The organism is Eggerthella guodeyinii, assembly GCF_009834925.2.
GTDB classification, from domain to species: Bacteria; Actinomycetota; Coriobacteriia; order Coriobacteriales; family Eggerthellaceae; genus Eggerthella; species Eggerthella guodeyinii.
Map to the genome: position 1 here is coordinate 2,625,114 of NZ_CP063310.1, position 18,330 is coordinate 2,643,443.

The 18,330-nt window shown below is 65.7% G+C and carries 15 protein-coding genes, 3 tRNA genes and 1 other RNA gene; 9 read left to right on the forward strand and 10 right to left on the reverse strand.

Annotation, left to right across the window (positions count from 1 at the left end):
- Positions 1-534 precede the first annotated feature (534 nt).
- Both GS424_RS11065 and GS424_RS11070 read left to right on the forward strand, forming a co-directional pair.
- Positions 535-610, forward strand: a tRNA-Arg gene (locus tag GS424_RS11065).
- Between the two features lie 286 nt (positions 611-896).
- Complete coding sequence (locus GS424_RS11070) at positions 897-1,139, forward strand: glutaredoxin family protein (RefSeq protein WP_160943378.1); 243 nt, start codon at positions 897-899, stop codon at positions 1,137-1,139.
- 68 nt (positions 1,140-1,207) lie between these two features.
- On the opposite strand, the gene GS424_RS11075 is transcribed toward GS424_RS11070, so the two are convergent.
- The gene (locus GS424_RS11075; protein WP_160943377.1) at positions 1,208-2,107 is read right to left on the reverse strand and encodes a LysR family transcriptional regulator; all 900 of its coding nucleotides are present in this window, start codon (positions 2,105-2,107) and stop codon (positions 1,208-1,210) included.
- Between the two features lie 247 nt (positions 2,108-2,354).
- On the opposite strand from GS424_RS11075, the gene GS424_RS11080 reads away from it, so the two are divergent.
- Positions 2,355-4,070 (forward strand): FAD-binding protein, encoded by a 1,716-nt coding sequence (locus GS424_RS11080; protein WP_160943376.1) that lies wholly within the window; start codon positions 2,355-2,357, stop codon positions 4,068-4,070.
- Positions 4,071-4,345: 275 nt separating this feature from the next.
- Here the strand turns inward: GS424_RS11080 and GS424_RS11085 are convergent.
- Positions 4,346-4,419: transfer RNA gene (locus GS424_RS11085), tRNA-Gly, on the reverse strand.
- 76 nt (positions 4,420-4,495) lie between these two features.
- Between GS424_RS11085 and ligD the strand changes: the two genes are divergently transcribed.
- Positions 4,496-6,955 carry a DNA ligase D gene (gene ligD, locus GS424_RS11090; protein WP_160943375.1) on the forward strand — a complete coding sequence of 820 codons (2,460 nt, stop codon included), beginning with the start codon at positions 4,496-4,498 and terminating at the stop codon, positions 6,953-6,955.
- 7 nt (positions 6,956-6,962) lie between these two features.
- On the opposite strand, the gene GS424_RS11095 is transcribed toward ligD, so the two are convergent.
- From GS424_RS11095 to GS424_RS11105, 3 genes are all read right to left on the reverse strand, one after another.
- Positions 6,963-7,526: a DUF4256 domain-containing protein gene (locus tag GS424_RS11095; RefSeq protein ID WP_160943374.1), complete on the reverse strand. Its 564-nt coding sequence runs from the start codon at positions 7,524-7,526 to the stop codon at positions 6,963-6,965.
- 120 nt (positions 7,527-7,646) lie between these two features.
- Positions 7,647-8,207: a YdeI/OmpD-associated family protein gene (locus GS424_RS11100; protein WP_160943373.1), complete on the reverse strand. Its 561-nt coding sequence runs from the start codon at positions 8,205-8,207 to the stop codon at positions 7,647-7,649.
- Complete coding sequence (locus GS424_RS11105) at positions 8,200-8,697, reverse strand: GNAT family N-acetyltransferase (RefSeq protein WP_160943372.1); 498 nt, start codon at positions 8,695-8,697, stop codon at positions 8,200-8,202. Before GS424_RS11105 ends, GS424_RS11100 begins: the two co-directional genes overlap by 8 nt.
- A gap of 140 nt (positions 8,698-8,837) precedes the next feature.
- Between GS424_RS11105 and GS424_RS11110 the strand changes: the two genes are divergently transcribed.
- Together GS424_RS11110 and GS424_RS11115 are read left to right on the forward strand one after the other, a co-directional pair.
- On the forward strand, positions 8,838-9,569 hold the full coding sequence (locus tag GS424_RS11110; protein WP_160943371.1) for a Crp/Fnr family transcriptional regulator: 732 nt from the start codon (positions 8,838-8,840) through the stop codon (positions 9,567-9,569).
- A gap of 243 nt (positions 9,570-9,812) precedes the next feature.
- Positions 9,813-11,366, forward strand: a complete 1,554-nt coding sequence (locus tag GS424_RS11115; protein ID WP_160943370.1) for an FAD-dependent oxidoreductase — start codon at positions 9,813-9,815, stop codon at positions 11,364-11,366.
- 149 nt (positions 11,367-11,515) lie between these two features.
- Here GS424_RS11115 and GS424_RS11120 read toward each other — a convergent pair.
- The 3 genes from GS424_RS11120 to murI all read right to left on the reverse strand — a co-directional run bounded on the left by GS424_RS11120 (position 11,516) and on the right by murI (position 13,197).
- A tRNA-Pro gene (locus tag GS424_RS11120) sits at positions 11,516-11,592 on the reverse strand.
- 63 nt (positions 11,593-11,655) lie between these two features.
- Positions 11,656-12,252 carry an RdgB/HAM1 family non-canonical purine NTP pyrophosphatase gene (rdgB, locus tag GS424_RS11125; protein WP_160943369.1) on the reverse strand — a complete coding sequence of 199 codons (597 nt, stop codon included), beginning with the start codon at positions 12,250-12,252 and terminating at the stop codon, positions 11,656-11,658.
- 33 nt (positions 12,253-12,285) lie between these two features.
- A complete protein-coding gene (gene murI, locus GS424_RS11130; protein ID WP_160943368.1) occupies positions 12,286-13,197 on the reverse strand; it encodes a glutamate racemase in 912 nt (303 codons plus the stop codon).
- 110 nt (positions 13,198-13,307) lie between these two features.
- On the opposite strand from murI, the gene GS424_RS11135 reads away from it, so the two are divergent.
- Entirely contained in the window at positions 13,308-13,922 is a 615-nt protein-coding gene (locus tag GS424_RS11135; protein WP_160943367.1) for a flavodoxin family protein, read from the forward strand.
- Between the two features lie 17 nt (positions 13,923-13,939).
- Positions 13,940-14,425 carry an aminoacyl-tRNA deacylase gene (locus GS424_RS11140; protein WP_154334396.1) on the forward strand — a complete coding sequence of 162 codons (486 nt, stop codon included), beginning with the start codon at positions 13,940-13,942 and terminating at the stop codon, positions 14,423-14,425.
- Positions 14,426-14,530: 105 nt separating this feature from the next.
- Here the strand turns inward: GS424_RS11140 and GS424_RS11145 are convergent, their stop codons facing one another.
- Positions 14,531-16,189 (reverse strand): L,D-transpeptidase family protein, encoded by a 1,659-nt coding sequence (locus tag GS424_RS11145; protein ID WP_244977521.1) that lies wholly within the window; start codon positions 16,187-16,189, stop codon positions 14,531-14,533.
- A gap of 280 nt (positions 16,190-16,469) precedes the next feature.
- On the opposite strand from GS424_RS11145, the gene ssrA reads away from it, so the two are divergent.
- Positions 16,470-16,838: a transfer-messenger RNA gene (gene ssrA, locus GS424_RS11150) on the forward strand.
- Here the strand turns inward: ssrA and GS424_RS11155 are convergent.
- The gene (locus GS424_RS11155; protein ID WP_160943366.1) at positions 16,789-18,321 is read right to left on the reverse strand and encodes a recombinase family protein; all 1,533 of its coding nucleotides are present in this window, start codon (positions 18,319-18,321) and stop codon (positions 16,789-16,791) included. The genes ssrA and GS424_RS11155 overlap by 50 nt on opposite strands.
- Positions 18,322-18,330: the final 9 nt, after the last annotated feature.

The following is an 18,330-nucleotide window of genomic DNA, read 5'->3' on the forward strand; positions in this document are numbered from 1 at the left end:
CCTCCTTTTCCTTTATGCATTTTCCAGATTTTTGGCTTGCGGAAGCACCCGTTGCGCACCGGGTGTCCGTTCACTTCGCCAAAATCTCATGGTTCGGATCAAATTGCAACCACAAAAACGAAACAAAACGGTACCCCTCGCAATACCTCGTGTTTTTTCGGCGAATGGTCACCCGTTAGCCGGCGTGTTTTCATATTTTCGACACATTCACTTTTTCGCGCTATAGCGATGAAGCGGCTTGTTTCGCCCCGTTTCGGCCCCGAACCGCAGGTGCGCCGACCTTTTGGATTGCATATTTGATTAACCCGAATGCATAAACATGCAGAAAGATGCATTTCGGATGCAACCGCCGCGGCCCACGTCGATCGGACGGCGCTCACCGGGGGTGCGCCGCGCGGCTCAGACGGGGGTTCTCGCGCGTAAAATACCAGATACCGGGCAGATTTTGACCTGACGCTGCCCCGCTGGAACACTCGGCGTATCCGTCCTTCGCACGGGGAAGTTTTACGGTATAATACCGATGCTCGCTGAAACGCGCCCGTGGCTCAATGGATAGAGCAACGGACTTCTAATCCGTCGGTTGCAGGTTCGAGTCCTGCCGGGCGCGCCATCTTTCGCTCATCCGCTCGCTTCGAGCATCGCCCCTCTTTTACCCCGTTGAACGAAAAACTGAATATTATTGCACAGTTCTTTACATATCACAATAGAAAGTTCTTAGGTAGTTACCGTACGATGACAAACGCCCGTCTTTTCCGACACGGTGCGGAGAGTTGTCAACCGATTGGCAACAGCCCTCCGAATCGGTTCGCCCTTTATACTCGTTGGCGTAATATAAGAAGCTCTATCATCCCCGAGCTTATGAATAACGTTCGATCGCACATCGAGAGGAGCTGCGCATGCCGTACATGGAAAACCACACGTTGTACTACAAGAAGCAGTGCCCGTTCTGCCAGAAGGTCCTGCGCTTCATGGACGACAACAAGATCACGATGGACACGAGAGACACCCTGCAGCCCGGCAACCAGAACGACCTCGTCCGCATCGGCGGCAAGAAGCAGGTGCCGTGCCTCGTCATCAACGGAAAGCCCCTGTACGAGTCGGACGACATCATCGCCTACCTGCGCACCACCATCGCGTAGCGCCCTTCCCCACCGCTTCGACTGCCCGACCGCCCGCCTGCCGCGGGCGGTTTTTTTTGCGCCGCCGGTCAGCTGCGGCGCAGGCGCGCCGCGCGCTCGTCCAAGTACGCGATCAGGTCCTCCTCGCGCGGCCCCAGCGCGTGCGCCTTGAGATGCGACACGCCGAACCCCCAGGTGAATCCGCGCGCCGGCACGGCCACCACCGCTTCGCTGCCCTTGAACACCTCGAGCGACGAGAGGTGCGGCAGCGTGAACCCGATGCCCTCGCCGCGTAGGACGAACTCGTAGATCCAGAATATCTCGGAGTACTTGACGATCTCGGGCGGGTCGACGCCTTCGCGCTCGAAGCGGCCCACGAGGTCGCGGTAGCACTTGAAGTCGTCGCCGGGGATGGCGAGGCGGCGCTGGGCCAGGTCGTCCAGCTCGAGCGCGTCGCGCGCGCTGAGGGGGTCGTCGCTGCGCACCCAGTAGCTCACGGGCGACGAGTACAGCTCGTGGGAGTCGAAGTCGTCGACGGGGGACGTCACGGTGAGCGCCAGGTCGTACAGGCCGTCGCGCAGCACCGACTCGCACATCGCGTCCGGCATCTCGTTGAGCGTGATGGACACGTCCGGATGCTGCTCGAGGAAGCCGCCGAGGAAGCCCGAGCCCAGCAGCCCCGGCACGCCCAGCGAGCAGGCGATGCGCAGCTCCACGTAGCCGCTCGACGAGATGCGCTCGAAGGCGCTGGCCAGGAGGTTGCGCTCGGCGCGCATGCGCTTGGCGTACTCGTACAGCTCGTCGGCGTAGGGCGTCGCGCGGCGCGTGCCGTCCTCGTCCACGGCGAACAGCGGCACGCCCAGCTCGCGCTCGAGGTTGCGGACGGCCTTCGCGAACCCCTGCGGCGACATGGGCACCTTGCTCGCCGCGGCGCTGAAGCTGGGCGAATCGTACGCCAGCACGAAGTAGTCGAACCTGTCCTGCATCATCGCATGTCCCTCCCGCCTGCCGTGCGAAAGGGGCTCCCTCCCCGCTCCGCACGACCCATTGTACTACGGCGGCGCGCGGCGGGCGCGCGATACGCTGCGCTTGAAACTAAGAGATTCAACAGCAAACGAGGAGCTACACGTCAAGCTCTTGCACGAAATATCCACGAGAATCTACAGTAAGGACAGGCCGCAGGAGGGCGGCCGCAATCCACTTCCTCGCAACAGAGGCAGGTAAGGAGGATCCACCATGAGTGCAGCTACCAACAACTTGAGCAGGCGTTCCTTTCTCGCAGGAGCCGGCATCCTGACCGCGGGCTTCGCCGGCGCGGCGCTGACGGGCTGCGGGCCGCAGCAGGCCAAGGAAACCGAGGCCGAAGCCCCGACCGCCGGCGCCGATGCGGGAGCCACGGCCGACATCGCTGCCGACGACGCCATCTGGAGCATCCCCGAGCTGGGCGAGCCGAAGGAGACCGTGCAGGCCGACGTGTGCATCGTGGGCGCGGGCGGCACGGGCACGGCGGCGGCCATCCAGGCCATCGACCTCGGGCTCAAGCCCGTCGTCATCGAGCGCTTGAGCGGCTACGGCGGATCGTTCATCGGCACCGAGGGCATGACCGGCCTCGAGACGCACTTCACCGAAGCCGACGGCGGTGTGCAGTTCGCCGGCGCCTACAGCCCCGACGCCCCCTACGGCGTGAAGAACGCCACGAACACCTGCCTGAACTACCACCATTGGATCCCCCAGCACAAGCTGTACGAGAACTTCTTCGGCCAGACGTCCGAGACCATCGACTGGCTCGAGGGACACGGCATCGTGTTCGAGGGCAACATCTCCATCGGCTCCGGCCCGAAGGTATGGCACGTGTACGACAAGGGCGACAACGCGAGCCCCGGCGGCTACTTCATGCAGTGCTTCGGCGCGGAGGCCGAGAAGCTGGGCGTGGAAGCCCATTTCAACACGTTCGGCCGCAAGCTCCTCGTCGAGGACGGCAAGGTTGCCGGCGTGCTGGCCGAGAAGGAGAACGGCGACGTGCTGAAGGTGGAGGCGCCCGTCGTGATGATCGCCACGGGCGGCTACGCGAACAACTCGGACATGCTGTACAGCGTCTCCGAGACGAAGAACGCCAACATCCAGGCGCTCGGCATGGACTGCCGCGTCGGCGACGGGTTGAAGATGGCGAAGGACGCCGGGGCCGAGTTCGCCGAGGGGCTGGGCACCGTCATGTGGTGCGGCCCGGTGACCATCGGCGCCGTGACGGCCACGTGGACGACCGACGCCTACTCGGCCGGCGTGCAGCCCACGCTGTGGCTCAGCGAGAAGGGCGCGCGCTTCTGCAAGGAAGACCTGTGGATCGACGACTTCGCGGGCGCGGGCATCTGCGTGCGCAACCAGGAGAAGACGTTCGCGCTGTTCACCGAGGCCGACATGCTGCGCTGGGAAGCGGAGGGCCCCGACGGGCAGGTGTTCTCGTTCGGCACGCCGGGCACGCCGCTGGCGAAGGCGCGCGAGGTGCTGGAGAAGGCCGAGGGCTGCCACGTGGGCGACTCCCTCGAGGCCGTGTGCAAGGAGGTGGGGCTCGACCCCGCCGCGGTGAAGGCCACCGTCGAGCAGTACAACGGCTACTGCGACGCGGCCACCGGCCTCGACGGCGACGACACGAGCGCCGACGAGGAGTTCGGCAAGCGCGCGAAGTACCTGCACAAGATGGATGCCGGCCCCTACTGGCTGTGCGAGACGGCCGACGGCTTCTACACCACGTGCGGCGGCATCAAGGTGAACGAGAAGACCCAGGTGCTCGACCAGGACGGCCAGGTCATCGTGGGCCTGTACGCGGGCGGCTCGGACGCAGGCGGCCTGTACGGCGACTCCTACGACGTGAAGTTCGCCCCCGGCTCCCAGGCGGCGTGGGCGGTCAACTCCGGCCGCCTGGCCATGAAGGACGCCCAGGAGCTGCTGGCGTAAGCGGCCCTGCCCCCTCCCTCGCCTCCCCGGCTTGCGCGTCCGCCCCCCTCCCTGGAGCGCAAGCAGAAGCCCCGGCCCGCATCGCGCGCCGGGGCTTTTCGAGCGCGGCGCGAGCCCCGGTTCGCGCGCGATGCGTGCCCGCGGGAAGGCAGCCGCGCCGAGACGGGCGGGGTTTCGGCGGGCCGTACGCACGGTAACGATGCGCAATCAGGTGGTCGTGCGGGGTTCCGGCAAAGAAAAAGCCGCGCACAATACGTGCACGGCCTGCGAATTCATGGAGCGGGTGACGGGAATCGAACCCGCGTCATGAGCTTGGAAGGCTCAGGTTCTACCATTGAACCACACCCGCGTTTTGCGCGGCGACTATTGTACCGCAAGTTCGCCCGCTGCGAGCGAAATTATCCGAGAAGAACCACGAGGTGCCCATGACCTCCCCTTTGAGCGACTACAACCGCAAACGCGACTTCGACCGGACGACGGAACCGCCCGGCACGGCGGAGCCGCGCTCGGACGAGGGCGGCGACGGGCGGCTCCGCTTCGCCGTGCAGCACCATTGCGCGTCGCGGGACCACTACGACCTGCGTCTCGAATGGAACGGCACGCTGCTGAGCTGGGCCGTTCCGAAGGGGCCGTCCTACAACCCGCGCGACAAGCGGCTGGCCGTGCGCGTGGAGGACCACCCGCTGGACTACCGCACCTTCGAGGGCACCATTCCGAAGGGCGAGTACGGCGGCGGCACCGTGATGCTGTGGGACGAAGGGTACTGGGAGCCGCTCGTGGACGTGGAGGAGGGGCTGCGCGACGGCGATCTCAAGTTCGTCCTCGACGGGCACCGCCTGAAGGGCGCGTGGGTGCTCGTGCACATGAAGCCGAAGGGCCGCGAGCGCGACGACAACTGGCTGCTCATCAAGGAGAAGGACGACTATGTGCAGGACGAGGCCGGCATCGCGGGCTTCGACACGTCCGTCCAGACGGGTCGCACGATGGACGAGATCGCCCGCGGCGAGGACGAGCGCGTCGTCCGCAACCCGTTCGAGCGCGTCGACGTGGAGCTCGCCAAGCTCGTGAGCGCGGCCCCGCCCGGCGACGACTGGCTCTTCGAGGTCAAGTACGACGGCTACCGCATCGTCGCCTTTCTCGAAGGCGGCACGGCGCGCCTCGTCACGCGCAACGGCAACGACTACACCGAGCGCTTCGACACCGTCGCGCGCTCGCTGGAGGATTGGGCGGGCCGGCGCGCGATGGTGCTCGACGGCGAACTCGCAGTAGCCGACGAAACCGGCAGGACCGACTTCCAGGCGCTGCAGGGCTTCCTGCGCGAGCCGCAGGGCAAGCACCCCGCCTACGTGGCGTTCGACCTGCTGGCGCTCGACGGCGAGGACCTGCGCGACCGGCCGCTCGTCGAGCGCAAGCAGCTGCTCGAGAAGCTGCTGCAGGACGCGCCCGACGACGTGCGCTACAGCGTGGACGTGCGCGGCAACGGCGCCGACAGCTTCCGCGCGGCCTGCGAGCAGGGCCTCGAAGGCGTGGTGGGCAAGCGCGCCGACGCGCCGTACCGTGGCGCGCGCAACGGCGACTGGATCAAGCTGAAGTGCGGCGACGAGCAGGAGTTCGTCGTCGGCGGGTACACGCGCACGGCCAAGCGCGTGCGCGGCATCAGCTCGCTGCTGCTGGGCCTGTACGAGGAGGGGCGCCTCGTGTACGCGGGGCGCGTCGGCTCGGGCCTGAGCGAGGCGGCGTCGAACGAGCTGCTGGAAGCGTTCGCCGGCCTCGAGCGGCCCGACGCGCCCTTCGCCGACGCCCCGAAACCGCGCGCGAACGAGCGCCTCACGTGGTTGGACCCCCAGGCAGTCGTGCAGGTGCGGTTCTCGGAATGGACCGAGGACGGCCTCCTGCGCCACCCCAGCTACCTGGGCCTGCGCACCGACAAGGACCCGCGCGACGTACGGCGCGAATCCGTCGAGGAGCCGTCCCCGAACCCGACCGAGCGATTGGAGCTTCCCATGAACGAATCGAACGAGAAGAGCGACGAGCTGCATATCGACGGCGTGCGCATCACGAACCCCGGCAAGCTGCTGTTCGAGGAACCGCCCATCACGAAGGAGGACGTCGTGCGCTACTACGCCCGGGTTGCCGACCGCATGCTCCCCTACGCGGGCGGCCGCATCCTCAGCATCGTGCGGTGCCCGCGCGGCGCGGGATCGGCCTGCTTCTTCAAGAAGCATCCCGGCCCCTCCACCCCGGGCGTGCGCACCGTGTCGACGCCTGCGAGCGACGGCGGGGACGAGCTGTACTTCTACGTGGAGGACGCCGTCGGGATCGTGTCCGAGGCGCAGATGGACACGATCGAGTTCCACGTGTGGGGCAGCCGGGTGGCCACGCTCGAGCAGCCCGACACCATGGTGTTCGACCTCGACCCCGACAAGGGCCTCGCGCTCGAGCAGGTGCGCCAAGGCGTGCGCGACCTCAAGGGCATCCTCGACGACCTGGGGCTGAAAACGTTCCTCAAGACGAGCGGCGGCAAGGGCTACCACGTGGTGGTACCCTTCGAGCCCGCCGCGTCGTGGGACGCGTTCCACGACTTCGCGCGGCGCATCGCCCAGGTGATGGCCGAGAAGTGGCCCGACCGCTACACGAGCAACGTGCGCCTGGCGAAGCGCACCGGCAAGGTGTTCATCGACTGGATGCGCAACGGGCGCGGCGCCACGAGCATCGCCCCGTACTCGCTGCGCGCCCGCAGCGGCGCGCGCGTGTCCATGCCGCTGGCCTGGGACGAGCTGGACGAGGTGGCCCCGAACGCCGTCACGATGGCCGACGCGCTCGCGCGCATCGAGGGCGACGACCCCTGGGACGGCTACTTCGACGTCGACCAGGCGCTCGAGTAGCGCCGGACTACACCCGCAGCGAGCCGCGGAAGCCGCGCGAGGCGTAGTAGGACTCGGCGCCGTTGTGGAAGGTGAACACGCGGTCGTAGCGGCGGTCGCAGAACAGCGCGCCGCCCAGCGCGCGCACGGGCTCGGGCGTTTCGATCCAGCTCGACGTCTTGGCGTCGAACTCCCCCAGCTCCTGCAGCGCGCGGTACTGCGCCTCGGTCAGCAGCTCGATGCCCATCGCGGCGGCCGCATCCACGGCGTTGCCCTCGGGCTTGTTGCGCTTGCGCGCCTCCCAGGCCGCCCGGTCGTAGCACAGGTTCCTGCGTCCGATCGGGCTCTCGGGCGCGCAGTCGTAGAACACGTAGACGTCCGCGAGCTGGTCGTACGTGACGACATCGGGCTCGCCGCCCGTTTCTTCCATGGCGAACAGCGCGCGCAGCTTGCCCTCGTCCGCCTCCAGCTTCGCCCGCACGCCCTCCCAGGCGATGCCGGGATGGAGGTGCTCGTTGCGCTCGAAGCGCGCTTGCAGCGCGTCCAGCAGCGCGGCGCGCTGGTCGTCGGTGAGGGGGTTCGAGGTTTCCATGGCGGGTCCTTCGGTCGCGGGCGGGCGGTCGTTCGTCTCCGCCATGGTAAAGCGCCGGGCGACCGTTGGGAACGCGGCGCGCGCAACGCACGGCAAGCCGTTACCGGACGGCCACCCCGCCTACATGGGCTTGAGATTCCGCTCGAGGCGGTCGAGCATCCACGCGAGGCGGCTGGCACGGCCGGCGTCCGTTTTGGCGCCGAAGTACGCCTTCGCGTAGGTGGTGCGCACCGACGGCGACATGGCCTTGAAGTTCGAGCATGCCGGCTCGTGGCCTTCCAGCAGGCCCACGAGCTCCGCCAGCTGTTCCTCGGTGATCCCCGGCGCCTTGCGCGCATCCCATCGGCCGTCGCGCTTGGCAGCCGCGATCCTCTCGCGCCCGCGCTCGGTCATGAGGCCCTGCGCCTCGAGCCGCTCGGCCAGCGCCTTGTTCTTGTCCGACCACGCGCTTTGCGGCGTGCGGCGCGCGAAGTACTTGCGATACGCGGCGGCGTCGATGCTCTGCATCTGCCCGTCGATCCACCCGAAGCACAGCGCCTCCTCCAGCGCCTCAGCCGCTTTGAGCGTGACGGGGCCGCCCTTTTTGCCGAACAGAAGCCACACCCCGGCGCTCGTCTCGCCGAACTCGTCCAGCCACGCCCGAAACGCCGCCCGATCGGCGAAGATCAAAGGTTCATCCATGGTGCGCCCCTCCCAAGAGATCCAATGCGTACAGCTTGCGTGCCGGGTCGAAGGAGAACCCGTTGGACAGGAGCGCGCCGCACGAGGCCTTGTTCTCGGGTTCGGGCTGCACGATGACGAGGCGCGCGTCGGCGCGCGCCGCGATGCGGTCGACGAGCGCGCCGACGATGGCGGCTCCGTACCCTCTGCCCAGATAGGAGGTTTCTCCGATGAGGTAGTCGATGCTGTAGACTCCTGCCACGTCCAAGTCGCCGTGCCACTCTTCGCCGCCGCGGGCGTATTCGTAGAACTGGCAGAACCCGATGGGCTCGCCATCGGCCTCGACGATGAAGTGATGGATGAACGCGCAGTCGCCGCGGCGCTTCTTCACCTCGTCGATCCAGGCGAGGGGGTCGCCGAACCAGGCGGCAACATGGGGACGAGCCAGCCAGCTTTCGAACAGGGGAAGGTCGTCGTCTTCGAACGCTCTCAGCGCGATGCCGTGGCTCATAGGGGGCTCTCCGTCGGTCGGGGACACCGGCACGATCGGCCCTCTACGGCCGAATCGGTTTCGCGCTTCCATTATAACCCGCCGTTGCATGCCGCAGCCTGACACGCGCCGGGTCGATACTTTTTCGGCAATAAGCTAGAATGGGATTCGGTCAAGCCCAAGGGGAGCGGGGAATTATGGGGACTCACTTTTCCAGCCTGTTTTTCGATTCGCCACCAGTACCTCGAAGCATTCGCGCCATCGGAGAGGAAAAGGAGTTCCCTCCGGGCAGCATGCTGGTCGAGAACAACGCCCCGATCGAAGGCTGCTACTACATCGTCGAAGGACTGGTCTTCGCCGTCGATTTCACGAGGAACGGCGAGAAGGTGCTGGGGCTCGTCATAGACCGGGACGCGCTCGTGGGCGAAACGTCCCTGCTGCTCGACATGCCCTTCCCCATGGGCTTCCAAGCGCAGATCAAAACGCGTGCGCTCTTCATACCGAAGGCGGACTTCCTCGACCTCTTCCACCGGGACAAAGAGCTGTCGCAATATGTGGCCCTCCTCGTCGCGCGAAAAATGTTCGCCGTGAAAGGCTTCTACAGCAATCTGGGAAAGGAACCCGTCGTGTGGCGGGTCTGCAACATCATCCTGGAATTCTCGCACCGGTACGGGAAGGACTTCGAAGGGGGAACGCTCATCGCCTTCCCTCTCAGCCACCAGCTGATAGCGGATTTCGCCAACGCGAATCGGGTCACGGTAACGAAGTGCATGCAGTCCCTCACGAAGAAGGGGCTCGTTCGGAGGATCAACAACGTCTACGGCGTCCCCGACGTTCCCCGTTTGGAAGCGTACACGAAAACCCAGGCCAGCAGCTATCGAAACACCCTCTAGGTCGAGCCGAGGCTACCGTTGTAGCCAAGATCACAACGGTAGCCTCGCTTTCTAGACCAATTCCCCCGCACTTCGTATTCTCCTTGCCCAGAGGGAAGGGAGGATGGCGCCGTGCTTTTTCTGGAGAACGATCGGGCATGAACGCGAGGGGCGAACGTCGCTCCATCTCCATCGCACGCGAGACGACGGCGCAGACGGAACCGAAGCCGAAAGCACCACGAGGGAAAGACAGAGGGGATCATCATGGAAATGGATCGAAGGAAGTTCTTGTCGACCGCCGCGATCGCCGGCGGAGTCGCAGCCCTGGCGGGAATCGCAGGATGCAGCCCGAGCTCCGAGCCCGCAAGCTCGACCGCACCGGACGGCAGCGCAAACGAGCAGGCGCAGGCCGGCCAAGAAAAGTCGGCCGACATCGTGGTCGTCGGAGCCGGTGGCGCCGGGTTGTGCGCGGCCCTCTCGGCCGACGAAGCCGGGGCGAGCGTGATCTTGCTCGAGGCGACGCCCATGACCGGCGGCGCCACCCTGGGCTCCACCGCCACCAACATCGCCGGCTCCCAGATGCAGAAGGACGCGGGCGTCGACGATAGCCCCGAGCAGATTCTCGCCAGCTACACGAAAGACCTCGAGGATCCCAACATCATCGCCATGGCCGAGACGTACGCGGAGAACAACGGGGCCACCTACGACTGGCTGGCATCCGACATGGGGGTGAAGTTCGCAGAAGACGTGCTGTTCTTCCCGCCTTACCCCGTCGCGAGGATCATGTATCCCATCGGCGGCGGACCGGGCACCGTCCAAACCTTGACGGACAAGCTCGGCGGCACCGCGATCGAGCTGATGCTCGAAACCACCGCCACGGAGCTCGTCAAGGAAGAAGGCGCGGTCGTGGGCGTCGTCGCCAAGGACGCGAAGGGGGCGGAATACCGCATCAACGCGAAAGCGGTGATCCTCGCCGCGGGAGGCTTCGGGGCCGATCGCGACATGCTCCCCTACGAACCGCTGAAGAACGTCATCTACTACGGAGCGGAATCCTCCGACGGAAAAGGCCTCGACATGGCCCTCCATGCGGGGACGATGCTGAAAGACCTCGACAACGTGCCCATCGACAGCGGCGGCCTCGAAACGTCGCCGGGCATCGGGACGCAGCTGTTCTCCGTGATGCTGAGCACCTTCCAGAACGGCTCGGGAATCGTCGTCGGGCCCGACGGGAACCGGGTGATGGACGAAACGGGGCCGAGCGGCGCGCAGATCAAAGCGTACCAAACCCTCCCCGACGCCACCGCGTACCTTTTCATGGACAAGGCGTCGTACGACGTCTTCTACACCGCGGCGACCAGGGAGGTCGGCGGCGTGTTCTCTTCCGAGACGTGGGAGAAATGGCTTGCGAAGGACGGGGAGGGGCTGCCTTTCGTCGTCACCGCGGACACGGTGGAAGACGTGGCCTCCAAGGCGAAGATCGACGGAGCGAACCTGAAGGCGACCATCGACTCCTTCAACGCGGACGCCCCGACGGGCACCGATTCCGCGTTCGGACGCTCCATCGCCGCCGCCATAGGCGAGGGCCCTTACTGCATCGTCAAGCTGAATCTCAGGTACGCCCACAGTTACGGGGGCCTGGTCGCCAACGGGGAACTGCAAGCGCTGGATTGGACGGGAACCCCCATTCCCGGATTGTACGCCGCGGGGCAGATGCTGTGCAGCATCCAGGGACGGGACGCGCATAAGCCGTCGACCGGCACGTCCTTCGCCTACACGTCCGGCCGTTGCGCGGGGATCAACGCCGCCAAGGGGCTTTAGGCGAGACGCGCTTTCGGACCCTCCCTCGGTGCCCTGCGCGCCGAGGGAGGGCGTCATGCAAAGCTTGGGCCGAGAACCCGTCGCGCCGCTCTTCGGCTCGGCAAAGCCGAGCGCATGCGGGCTTCTCAGGATGATGGTCGAGGAAAAAATGGTCGGGATGACAGGATTCGAACCTGCGACATCCTGCTCCCAAAGCAGGCGCGCTACCAAACTGCGCCACATCCCGACGCCGAAACAGCAGAAGCCAGTATACCAGAAGTCTTACCCGCGCGAGACGAACCGAACCGGGCTACTTCTCCAATTTCGCGCGCAGCTCGCGCAGGGCGTTGCCGCGATGGGACACGGCGTTCTTCTCCTCGGGCAGCGCCTCGGCCAGGGTGCGGCCGTCGTCGAACACGTCGGGCAGGAACAGCGGGTCGTAGCCGAAGCCGTGCGCGCCGCGCTCCTCGCGCCCGATGCGCCCCTCGACGGTGCCGTGCGCGACCGTCTCGGCGCCGTCCTCGTCGATGAACACGAGCGTGCACACGAAGCGCCCCGTGCGCTCCTCGTCGGGCACGTCGGCCAGCGCCTCGAGCAGCTTGGCGTTGTTGTCGGCGTCCGTGGCATCCTCGCCGGCGTAGCGCGCCGAGTACACGCCGGGCGCGCCGTCGAGCGCGTCCACGGCTAGCCCGGAATCGTCCGCGAGCACGGCCTTGCCGCCGCTCGCCGCGCGGGCCGCCTGCGCCTTGATGCGCGCGTTGCCCTCGAACGAGTCGGCGTCCTCGGCCGGGTCGGAATCGAGCCCCAGCTCGCGCAGCGTGCGGAACTCCCAACCGGGGAACGCGAGCGCCGTGGCGATCTCCTCGGCCTTGTGCGCGTTGTTGCTGGCGATGACGATGGTCTTCATGCGATGGGGCTCCTTCTCCTTGGATGGTATGCGCTACGACGGGAACGAGACGCGGCCGACCCGGTCGATGTCCGTGCGGAACACGCGCGCGCCGAAGCTGCGGAATTCCTCCACGTCCTCTCCCGTCGTGTAGAAGTCGTAGCACGGCTCGTGGTCGTCCGAGGCCAGCGCGCCGCGACGCGAAAGGATGTGCGCCACGTCGTGCGCCGCCTCCTGCGCCGAGGAGATCAGCGTCACATCGCGTCCCACCACGCCGCCGATGAGCGCCTTGAGCAGCGGGAAGTGCGTGCACCCCAGCACGAGCGTGTCGATGTCGCAGCGGCGCAGCGGCTCGAGATACTCCTGGGCGATCTCCTGGAACGCCGGGCGGATGTACACGGTGGACACGAGCGACGTGAAGTCCTCGATGGGGCCCTCGGCCATGCGCAGGCCCTGCTCGGCGATTTCCACGAAGCGCGGCGTGGCCGTGGAGAACACGGTGATGCCGGCGTCGAGGTTGCGGATGGCCTTCGTGTAAGCGTCCGACTCCACCGTGGCCTTCGTGGCGATCACGCCCACGCGACGGTTCTTCGTGGCGTGGGCCGCGGCGCGAGCGCCGGGCTCCACCACGCCGATGACCGGCACGGGAAACGTCTGCTGCGCATGGGACAACCCAGCCGCGGTGGCCGTGTTGCATGCGATGACGACGAGCTTCACGCCGCGTTCGACGAGCCATGCGCCGATCTGTTGCACGAAGCCGTCCACCTCGTCGAGGCTGCGCGGCCCGTAGGGGCAGCGCGCCGAGTCGCCCAGGTACACGATGGACTCGCGCGGCAGCTCCTTGGCGATCTCGCGCGCCACGGTGAGACCGCCGAAACCGGAGTCGAACACGCCGATGGGCGCGTTGTCGAAGGTTGCGGCGCCGCCGGCATCGGGCGGCGCGATCGTTGTCTCGTTGCTTTCCATCGTCCCAGTATACCGCAGGGTTCGTTCGTTGTTTGCATTCGACACCCACCGGTCATAGTTTCTGCTAACCTGATGCACGAGCGAAAGAAGCCAGACGAGAGGAGAGGCTTATGAAGGTTCTGCTGATCAACGGAAGCCCGAACGAGAAGCGCTGCACGTACACCGCGCTCAGCGAGGTGGCCGGCGCGCTGGAGGCGCAGGGCGTCGAAACCGAGATCGCCTGGATCGGGCGCAACCCGGTGCGCGGCTGCCTGGGGTGCGGCGGCTGCTCCAAGCGCGGCGACAACCGCTGCATCTTCGACGACGACGTGGTGAACGGCCTCATCGAGAAGGCCGTGGCGGCCGACGGCCTCGTCGTGGGCACGCCGGTGTTCTACGCGGGAGCGAACGGCGCGCTGCTGGCCGTGCTCGACCGCATGTTCTACGCCGCCTCGAAGGCGCTGCGCTTCAAGCCGGCGGCCGCCGTGGCCTCCGCGCGCCGCGCCGGCACCACCCCGGCCATCGACCAGGTCAACAAGTACTTCCAGATCTGCTGCATGCCCGTGGTGACGTCCACCTACTGGCCCATGGTGCACGGCCAGAGCGCCGAGCAGGTGCGCGAGGACGCCGAGGGCATGCAGATCATGCGCGGCCTCGGCACGAACATGGCCTGGATGCTGCAGGCGACCGCCTCCGTGCCCGCGCCCGAGGCGGAGCGCAAGATCATGACGAACTTCATCCGCTAACCGCGCGCGAGGGAACCATGGCCAGGGAACACGATCGCAAGACGAACGCGATGCGCGTGCTCGACGCGGCGGGAACGCCCTATCGGGCGCGCTTCTTCGACTGCCCCGAGGCGCTTTCGGGCGTGGAGGTGGCGCGCATCCTCGAACTGGATCCCGACACCGTGTTCAAGACCCTCGTCACCCAGGGGAAGTCGGGCGAGCACTACGTGTTCATGATCCCCGTGGCCTGCGAGCTCGATCTCAAGAAGGCCGCTGCGGCCGTGGGCGAGAAGGCCGTGGCCATGATCCGCTCGCGCGAGCTGCTGGGCCTGACCGGCTACGTGCACGGCGGCTGCTCGCCGCTGGCCATGCTCAAGGCCTTCCCCACCGCCATCGACGAGACGTGCCAGCTCCACGAGCGCATCGCGTTCTCGGGCGGGCGCATCGGCTGCCAGATCGAGATGGCGCCCGACGACCTGGCGCGCGCCATGCCCCTCGTCGTGGCCGACCTCACCGTGGTGTGAGGCCGTCCCCGACGGGTACGGCCCCCGTCGGGACGGCCGCGAGGGACGCAGAACGAAACAGGCCCGCGCGATGCGGGCCCGTTGCATGAGGTTGGAGCGGCGATCCTACCAGTGCGACACCACCGTGTCGCCGGACGAGAGCAGGCCGTACAGCTCGGCCGCCTTCGACGGCGGCAGGTTCACGCAGCCGTGGCTGCCCGCGCCGTCGGCGTACAGCGTGCCGCCGAACGCCGCCTGCCAGTCGGCGTCGTGGAAGCCGATGTAGTTGCCCACGAACGGCATCCAGTACTGCACCTCGGTCTCGTAGATCTTCTCGTTGCCGTTGTAGCCGATAAGCTTCGACGGGCTTTCCTTGTTGTTCACCATGTAGACGCCCGTGGGGGTATCGTGCTCGCCGTCGGGCTTGCCCGTGATGATGTCGGACTCCCAGATGACGGCGCCCGACGCGTCGTAGAGGCGCGCGTGCTGCTCGGACAGGTCCACGTCCATGTAGCGGCTGCCCCAGTCCTGGCTGCCCGCGCCGTTGTACGCGTCGCCCGTCTGCGTGCACGGGATGTCCACGGTGTTCGCCGTGCCGTTCGCCACGCCGTCCTTCACGAGCGCGAGCAGGGCGTCCTTGTCCACTTCCCAGCCGTACGTGCCGCCGGCGACCGTGACCACCTTGCCGTCGGGGCGCGTGTAGGTGCGCTGCGTGCCGATGGTGTTGCAGGCGGCCGCGAGCTCGTCGACCCACGCCGTGAGCGCGCCTTCGTCGAGCGTCACCGTGAGGTCGTCGGCAAGCGTCACCCATTGGGAGATGAGGCTCGCGTCCACCGTGCCCGCCACCGTGCCGGCCATCAACAGCTCGAGGTCAGCCTTGACCATGGTGTTGGCCGAGTCGGCCGCCGCGGTGAGCTTGGGGTCGGTGGAGAGCACCGTCGGCTTGAGCAGCTGCTCGGAGGTGAGCTTCACCTGCGGGTCGAGGCCGGCCACCGCGTCGTCGGCCGCCTTGATCACCGCGTCGGCGTCGAGCGCCGTGCCCACGGCCTCGGGCTGCACGACGAAGGCCGCCTGCGCCTCGTCGAAGTCGATGGCGGCGTTCGTGGGCTGCGTGGCGCTCTCGTTGAACGTCGCCACCGCGGTGCGGATGGCGTCCTCAAGGCCGGTGCCGTTGTACGTGGCCACGAGCTTCGCCGTCTCGTCGTGATCCTTCTGCAACTCGAACGGCCACGCCCACGGGTTCATGTCGGACAGCATGTCCTTCACGACCTTGCCCTCGTCGATGGAAAGCCCCGCGTCGGTGGCGCTCAGCTTCAGCGAGAAGCCCTGCCCGTCGATGGACAGCTCGTAATCCTTGATGGAGTCGGCCAGCACCTTCTCGGCATCGCCCGCGCTCATGAGCGACACGTTGATGTCGCCGATGCTGGAGTTCGGCATGAAGCGGTCGGTGAAGTACAGCGCCACGCCCGCGTACGCGATCAGCAGCAGCGCGACGATCGCGCCGAGCGTGATGCCGAGGATCTTGAGGGGCTTGTGCTTGCGCTCGCGCACGGGACCCTGGCCCATATCGACCGGCCGCATGGAGCCGAGCGGTTGGAACACCTGGTCGGACGCGTAGCGCATCGGGGGCTGCTGCCCCGTCGCGCGCGGCGGCTGCGCAACCGGCGGCATGGCGGCCGTGGGCTGCACGGGAGGAACCTGCTGGTGCGGCGCGCTGTCGCCGCTATGGGGAGCGCCGGCGGCATGACGGCCGCGCGACGGCTTGTCAGACTTGTTTTCGCTCATAATCACTCTCATAGGTCTGGGTCGTCCTTTTATTGTAGCAAGCCGAGGGTAATTCTCCTGTAACAAAACGGTTCGCTTTCCGGCTGGGCTGCGATTGTCACAATTTCGACACGGCGCGCGCATGAGACGTTCGCAAGTTCGCTCAACCGGCGGTTGAGCGTCGCTTTGGCCGCAACGGCGCGATCGTCCTTGACAAACGCGCATGCGCCGATAGAATGGATGTTCGCGGCGAAGCCGTGGGAACATTGACAAGGTGGGCCTTCGACCCCGCACTTCTTCTGGGGGCGACTGGTTTCGACATGGTACGTTTGAAATGAGGAGCAGGTCGTGGTCTCCTCGCCACGTTAAACAGGGGTACCGTCAATTTAATTGGCAAGAACAACACTCAGAGCGCTCCGGCGCTCGCCATGGCTGCTTAATAGCGCCCGGCTGTCGGCCTTGGGACTTCCCCGCCCCTCGGTCCGGCATCAACTCAGGGGAATGCGCTTGAGCACGTAGCCGGTATGGCTCAGGCAAAGATCGAACCGGCTAGGATGCGTCTCGCTTGTCCGCGGGCCGGCCGCATCCGAATCCCGACCACGGACTAAGCTTGTAGAGCCTCATGGAGAAGGTAGTATGGACCGGAGTTCGATTCTCCGCGCCTCCACCACTGGTACATCGGGGGGATTATCCCCCCGATTTATTTGCAAACACCTGGGCAAACGTGGAGTTCCAAAAGTTTTGCCATCGTAGGTCACACCTTCCGGAAAAATCCACTCTTGGAATCGCTGTCGGACGGCGATGTTCTCGATAGTCACCCACGTGCCGCCGAGATGCGACAGCGCGTTCAGGCCGTACTCGATAACCGTATCCGAGATAGGCGCGTCCTGCGCCAGCTCTCGCAGCTCCTCGTTGATTTCGGCGCGCCTGCGGTCGTTCGCTTCGAGCATGCGCTGCATGCTGTCATCCGGTATCTTGCCTCGTAAGTTCTTGCGCACCACTTCCATGTCGTAGTCTTCCAGCTCGCCAAGCTCCCTTTCAAGCGACTTGCGCCGCTTGTCGGTCAGCACCGTCTCCTCTTCGTAGTTGAGACGCACCGCCTCCGCCAGAGCATCTGAGAACGATGTGTCGAAGCTCAGCGCATCAGCATAGTCTTTGAACTCCGCATCGACCTTCGCCACGCCATAAGACGCATGCTTGCCCTTGCAACGCGGGCAATGGTATTTGGGGTATCTTTTGCCGCTACTCCCGGTCGGAGCGCTTCCGGTCATGCGATGGCCCTCCGGGCATCTCAGCAAGCCTCTGAGCGGATACAAGGGGTTAATCATGCAGTACTTCGAGGGGTTGACCTTGCGCCCCTCAAGCCGGTCGTACACTCGCCACCACAGGTCTTCGTCAACGATGGGAACGATAGAGTCGCTTTTGACGTCATAGGGCACCAGGTCGGTTTCGATAACGCCCATGTAAACCTTCTTGCGGAACATCTTTGAAAAGACGGCGAAGGAGAGCGGCGAACCGCTCACTCCCACCAATCCCTTAGCCGTGACGATTCGCAGCGCATCGGAAACGGTGTGCCCGCAATCAATCAAGCTCCATGCTTCCCTGAGAAGTTCCACACGCAACAGGTTGTTCTCTGGCGCGATGTTCTTCTTGCCGTTGACGCGCGTGTTCCTGTAACCGAACGGCGCAAGCCACACCCAACGGCCCTCCTTGACAGCCTCGACCATGCCGCCCTTGCAGCGTTCTGCGCGCTGCTCGTTTTCGAACTGCGCGGCGATTGCTAGCATGTTTTCCATAAAACGTCCCGCAGGGTCGTTTTTAAACGGCTCAGTTACGCTTATAATCTCAATATCAAGGCCGTTGAAGTACTCTCTGAGTGCCGTGTAGTCTCTCGCGTTGCGTGCGAGGCGGTCGACCTTGTAGATGAGAAGCGCATCAACATCTCCACAATGTTCAGCGCAATATTCCTTCATCTCTTGAAGACGGGGGCGTTCGGCGGCCTTCGCGCTCACGCCCCTCTCTTCAAACACCTTTGCCACCTCGTAGCCGCTACGGTTGGCGAAGCTCCGACATATCCGCTCTTGTGATGCCAGGCTCCCGCCCTCGTCCGCTTGCTCCGTCGTAGATACGCGTGTGTAAATAATTGCTTTCATTATTTGCCT

Coding starts and splice junctions, on each gene's coding strand:
- GS424_RS11070 (WP_160943378.1), top strand. CDS start 897: ATGCCGTACATGGAAAACCACACGTTGTACTACAAGAAGCAGTGCCCG.
- GS424_RS11075 (WP_160943377.1), bottom strand. CDS start 2,107: ATGATGCAGGACAGGTTCGACTACTTCGTGCTGGCGTACGATTCGCCC.
- GS424_RS11080 (WP_160943376.1), top strand. CDS start 2,355: ATGAGTGCAGCTACCAACAACTTGAGCAGGCGTTCCTTTCTCGCAGGA.
- ligD (WP_160943375.1), top strand. CDS start 4,496: ATGACCTCCCCTTTGAGCGACTACAACCGCAAACGCGACTTCGACCGG.
- GS424_RS11095 (WP_160943374.1), bottom strand. CDS start 7,526: ATGGAAACCTCGAACCCCCTCACCGACGACCAGCGCGCCGCGCTGCTG.
- GS424_RS11100 (WP_160943373.1), bottom strand. CDS start 8,207: ATGGATGAACCTTTGATCTTCGCCGATCGGGCGGCGTTTCGGGCGTGG.
- GS424_RS11105 (WP_160943372.1), bottom strand. CDS start 8,697: ATGAGCCACGGCATCGCGCTGAGAGCGTTCGAAGACGACGACCTTCCC.
- GS424_RS11110 (WP_160943371.1), top strand. CDS start 8,838: ATGGGATTCGGTCAAGCCCAAGGGGAGCGGGGAATTATGGGGACTCAC.
- GS424_RS11115 (WP_160943370.1), top strand. CDS start 9,813: ATGGAAATGGATCGAAGGAAGTTCTTGTCGACCGCCGCGATCGCCGGC.
- rdgB (WP_160943369.1), bottom strand. CDS start 12,252: ATGAAGACCATCGTCATCGCCAGCAACAACGCGCACAAGGCCGAGGAG.
- murI (WP_160943368.1), bottom strand. CDS start 13,197: ATGGAAAGCAACGAGACAACGATCGCGCCGCCCGATGCCGGCGGCGCC.
- GS424_RS11135 (WP_160943367.1), top strand. CDS start 13,308: ATGAAGGTTCTGCTGATCAACGGAAGCCCGAACGAGAAGCGCTGCACG.
- GS424_RS11140 (WP_154334396.1), top strand. CDS start 13,940: ATGGCCAGGGAACACGATCGCAAGACGAACGCGATGCGCGTGCTCGAC.
- GS424_RS11145 (WP_244977521.1), bottom strand. CDS start 16,189: ATGAGCGAAAACAAGTCTGACAAGCCGTCGCGCGGCCGTCATGCCGCC.
- GS424_RS11155 (WP_160943366.1), bottom strand. CDS start 18,321: ATGAAAGCAATTATTTACACACGCGTATCTACGACGGAGCAAGCGGAC.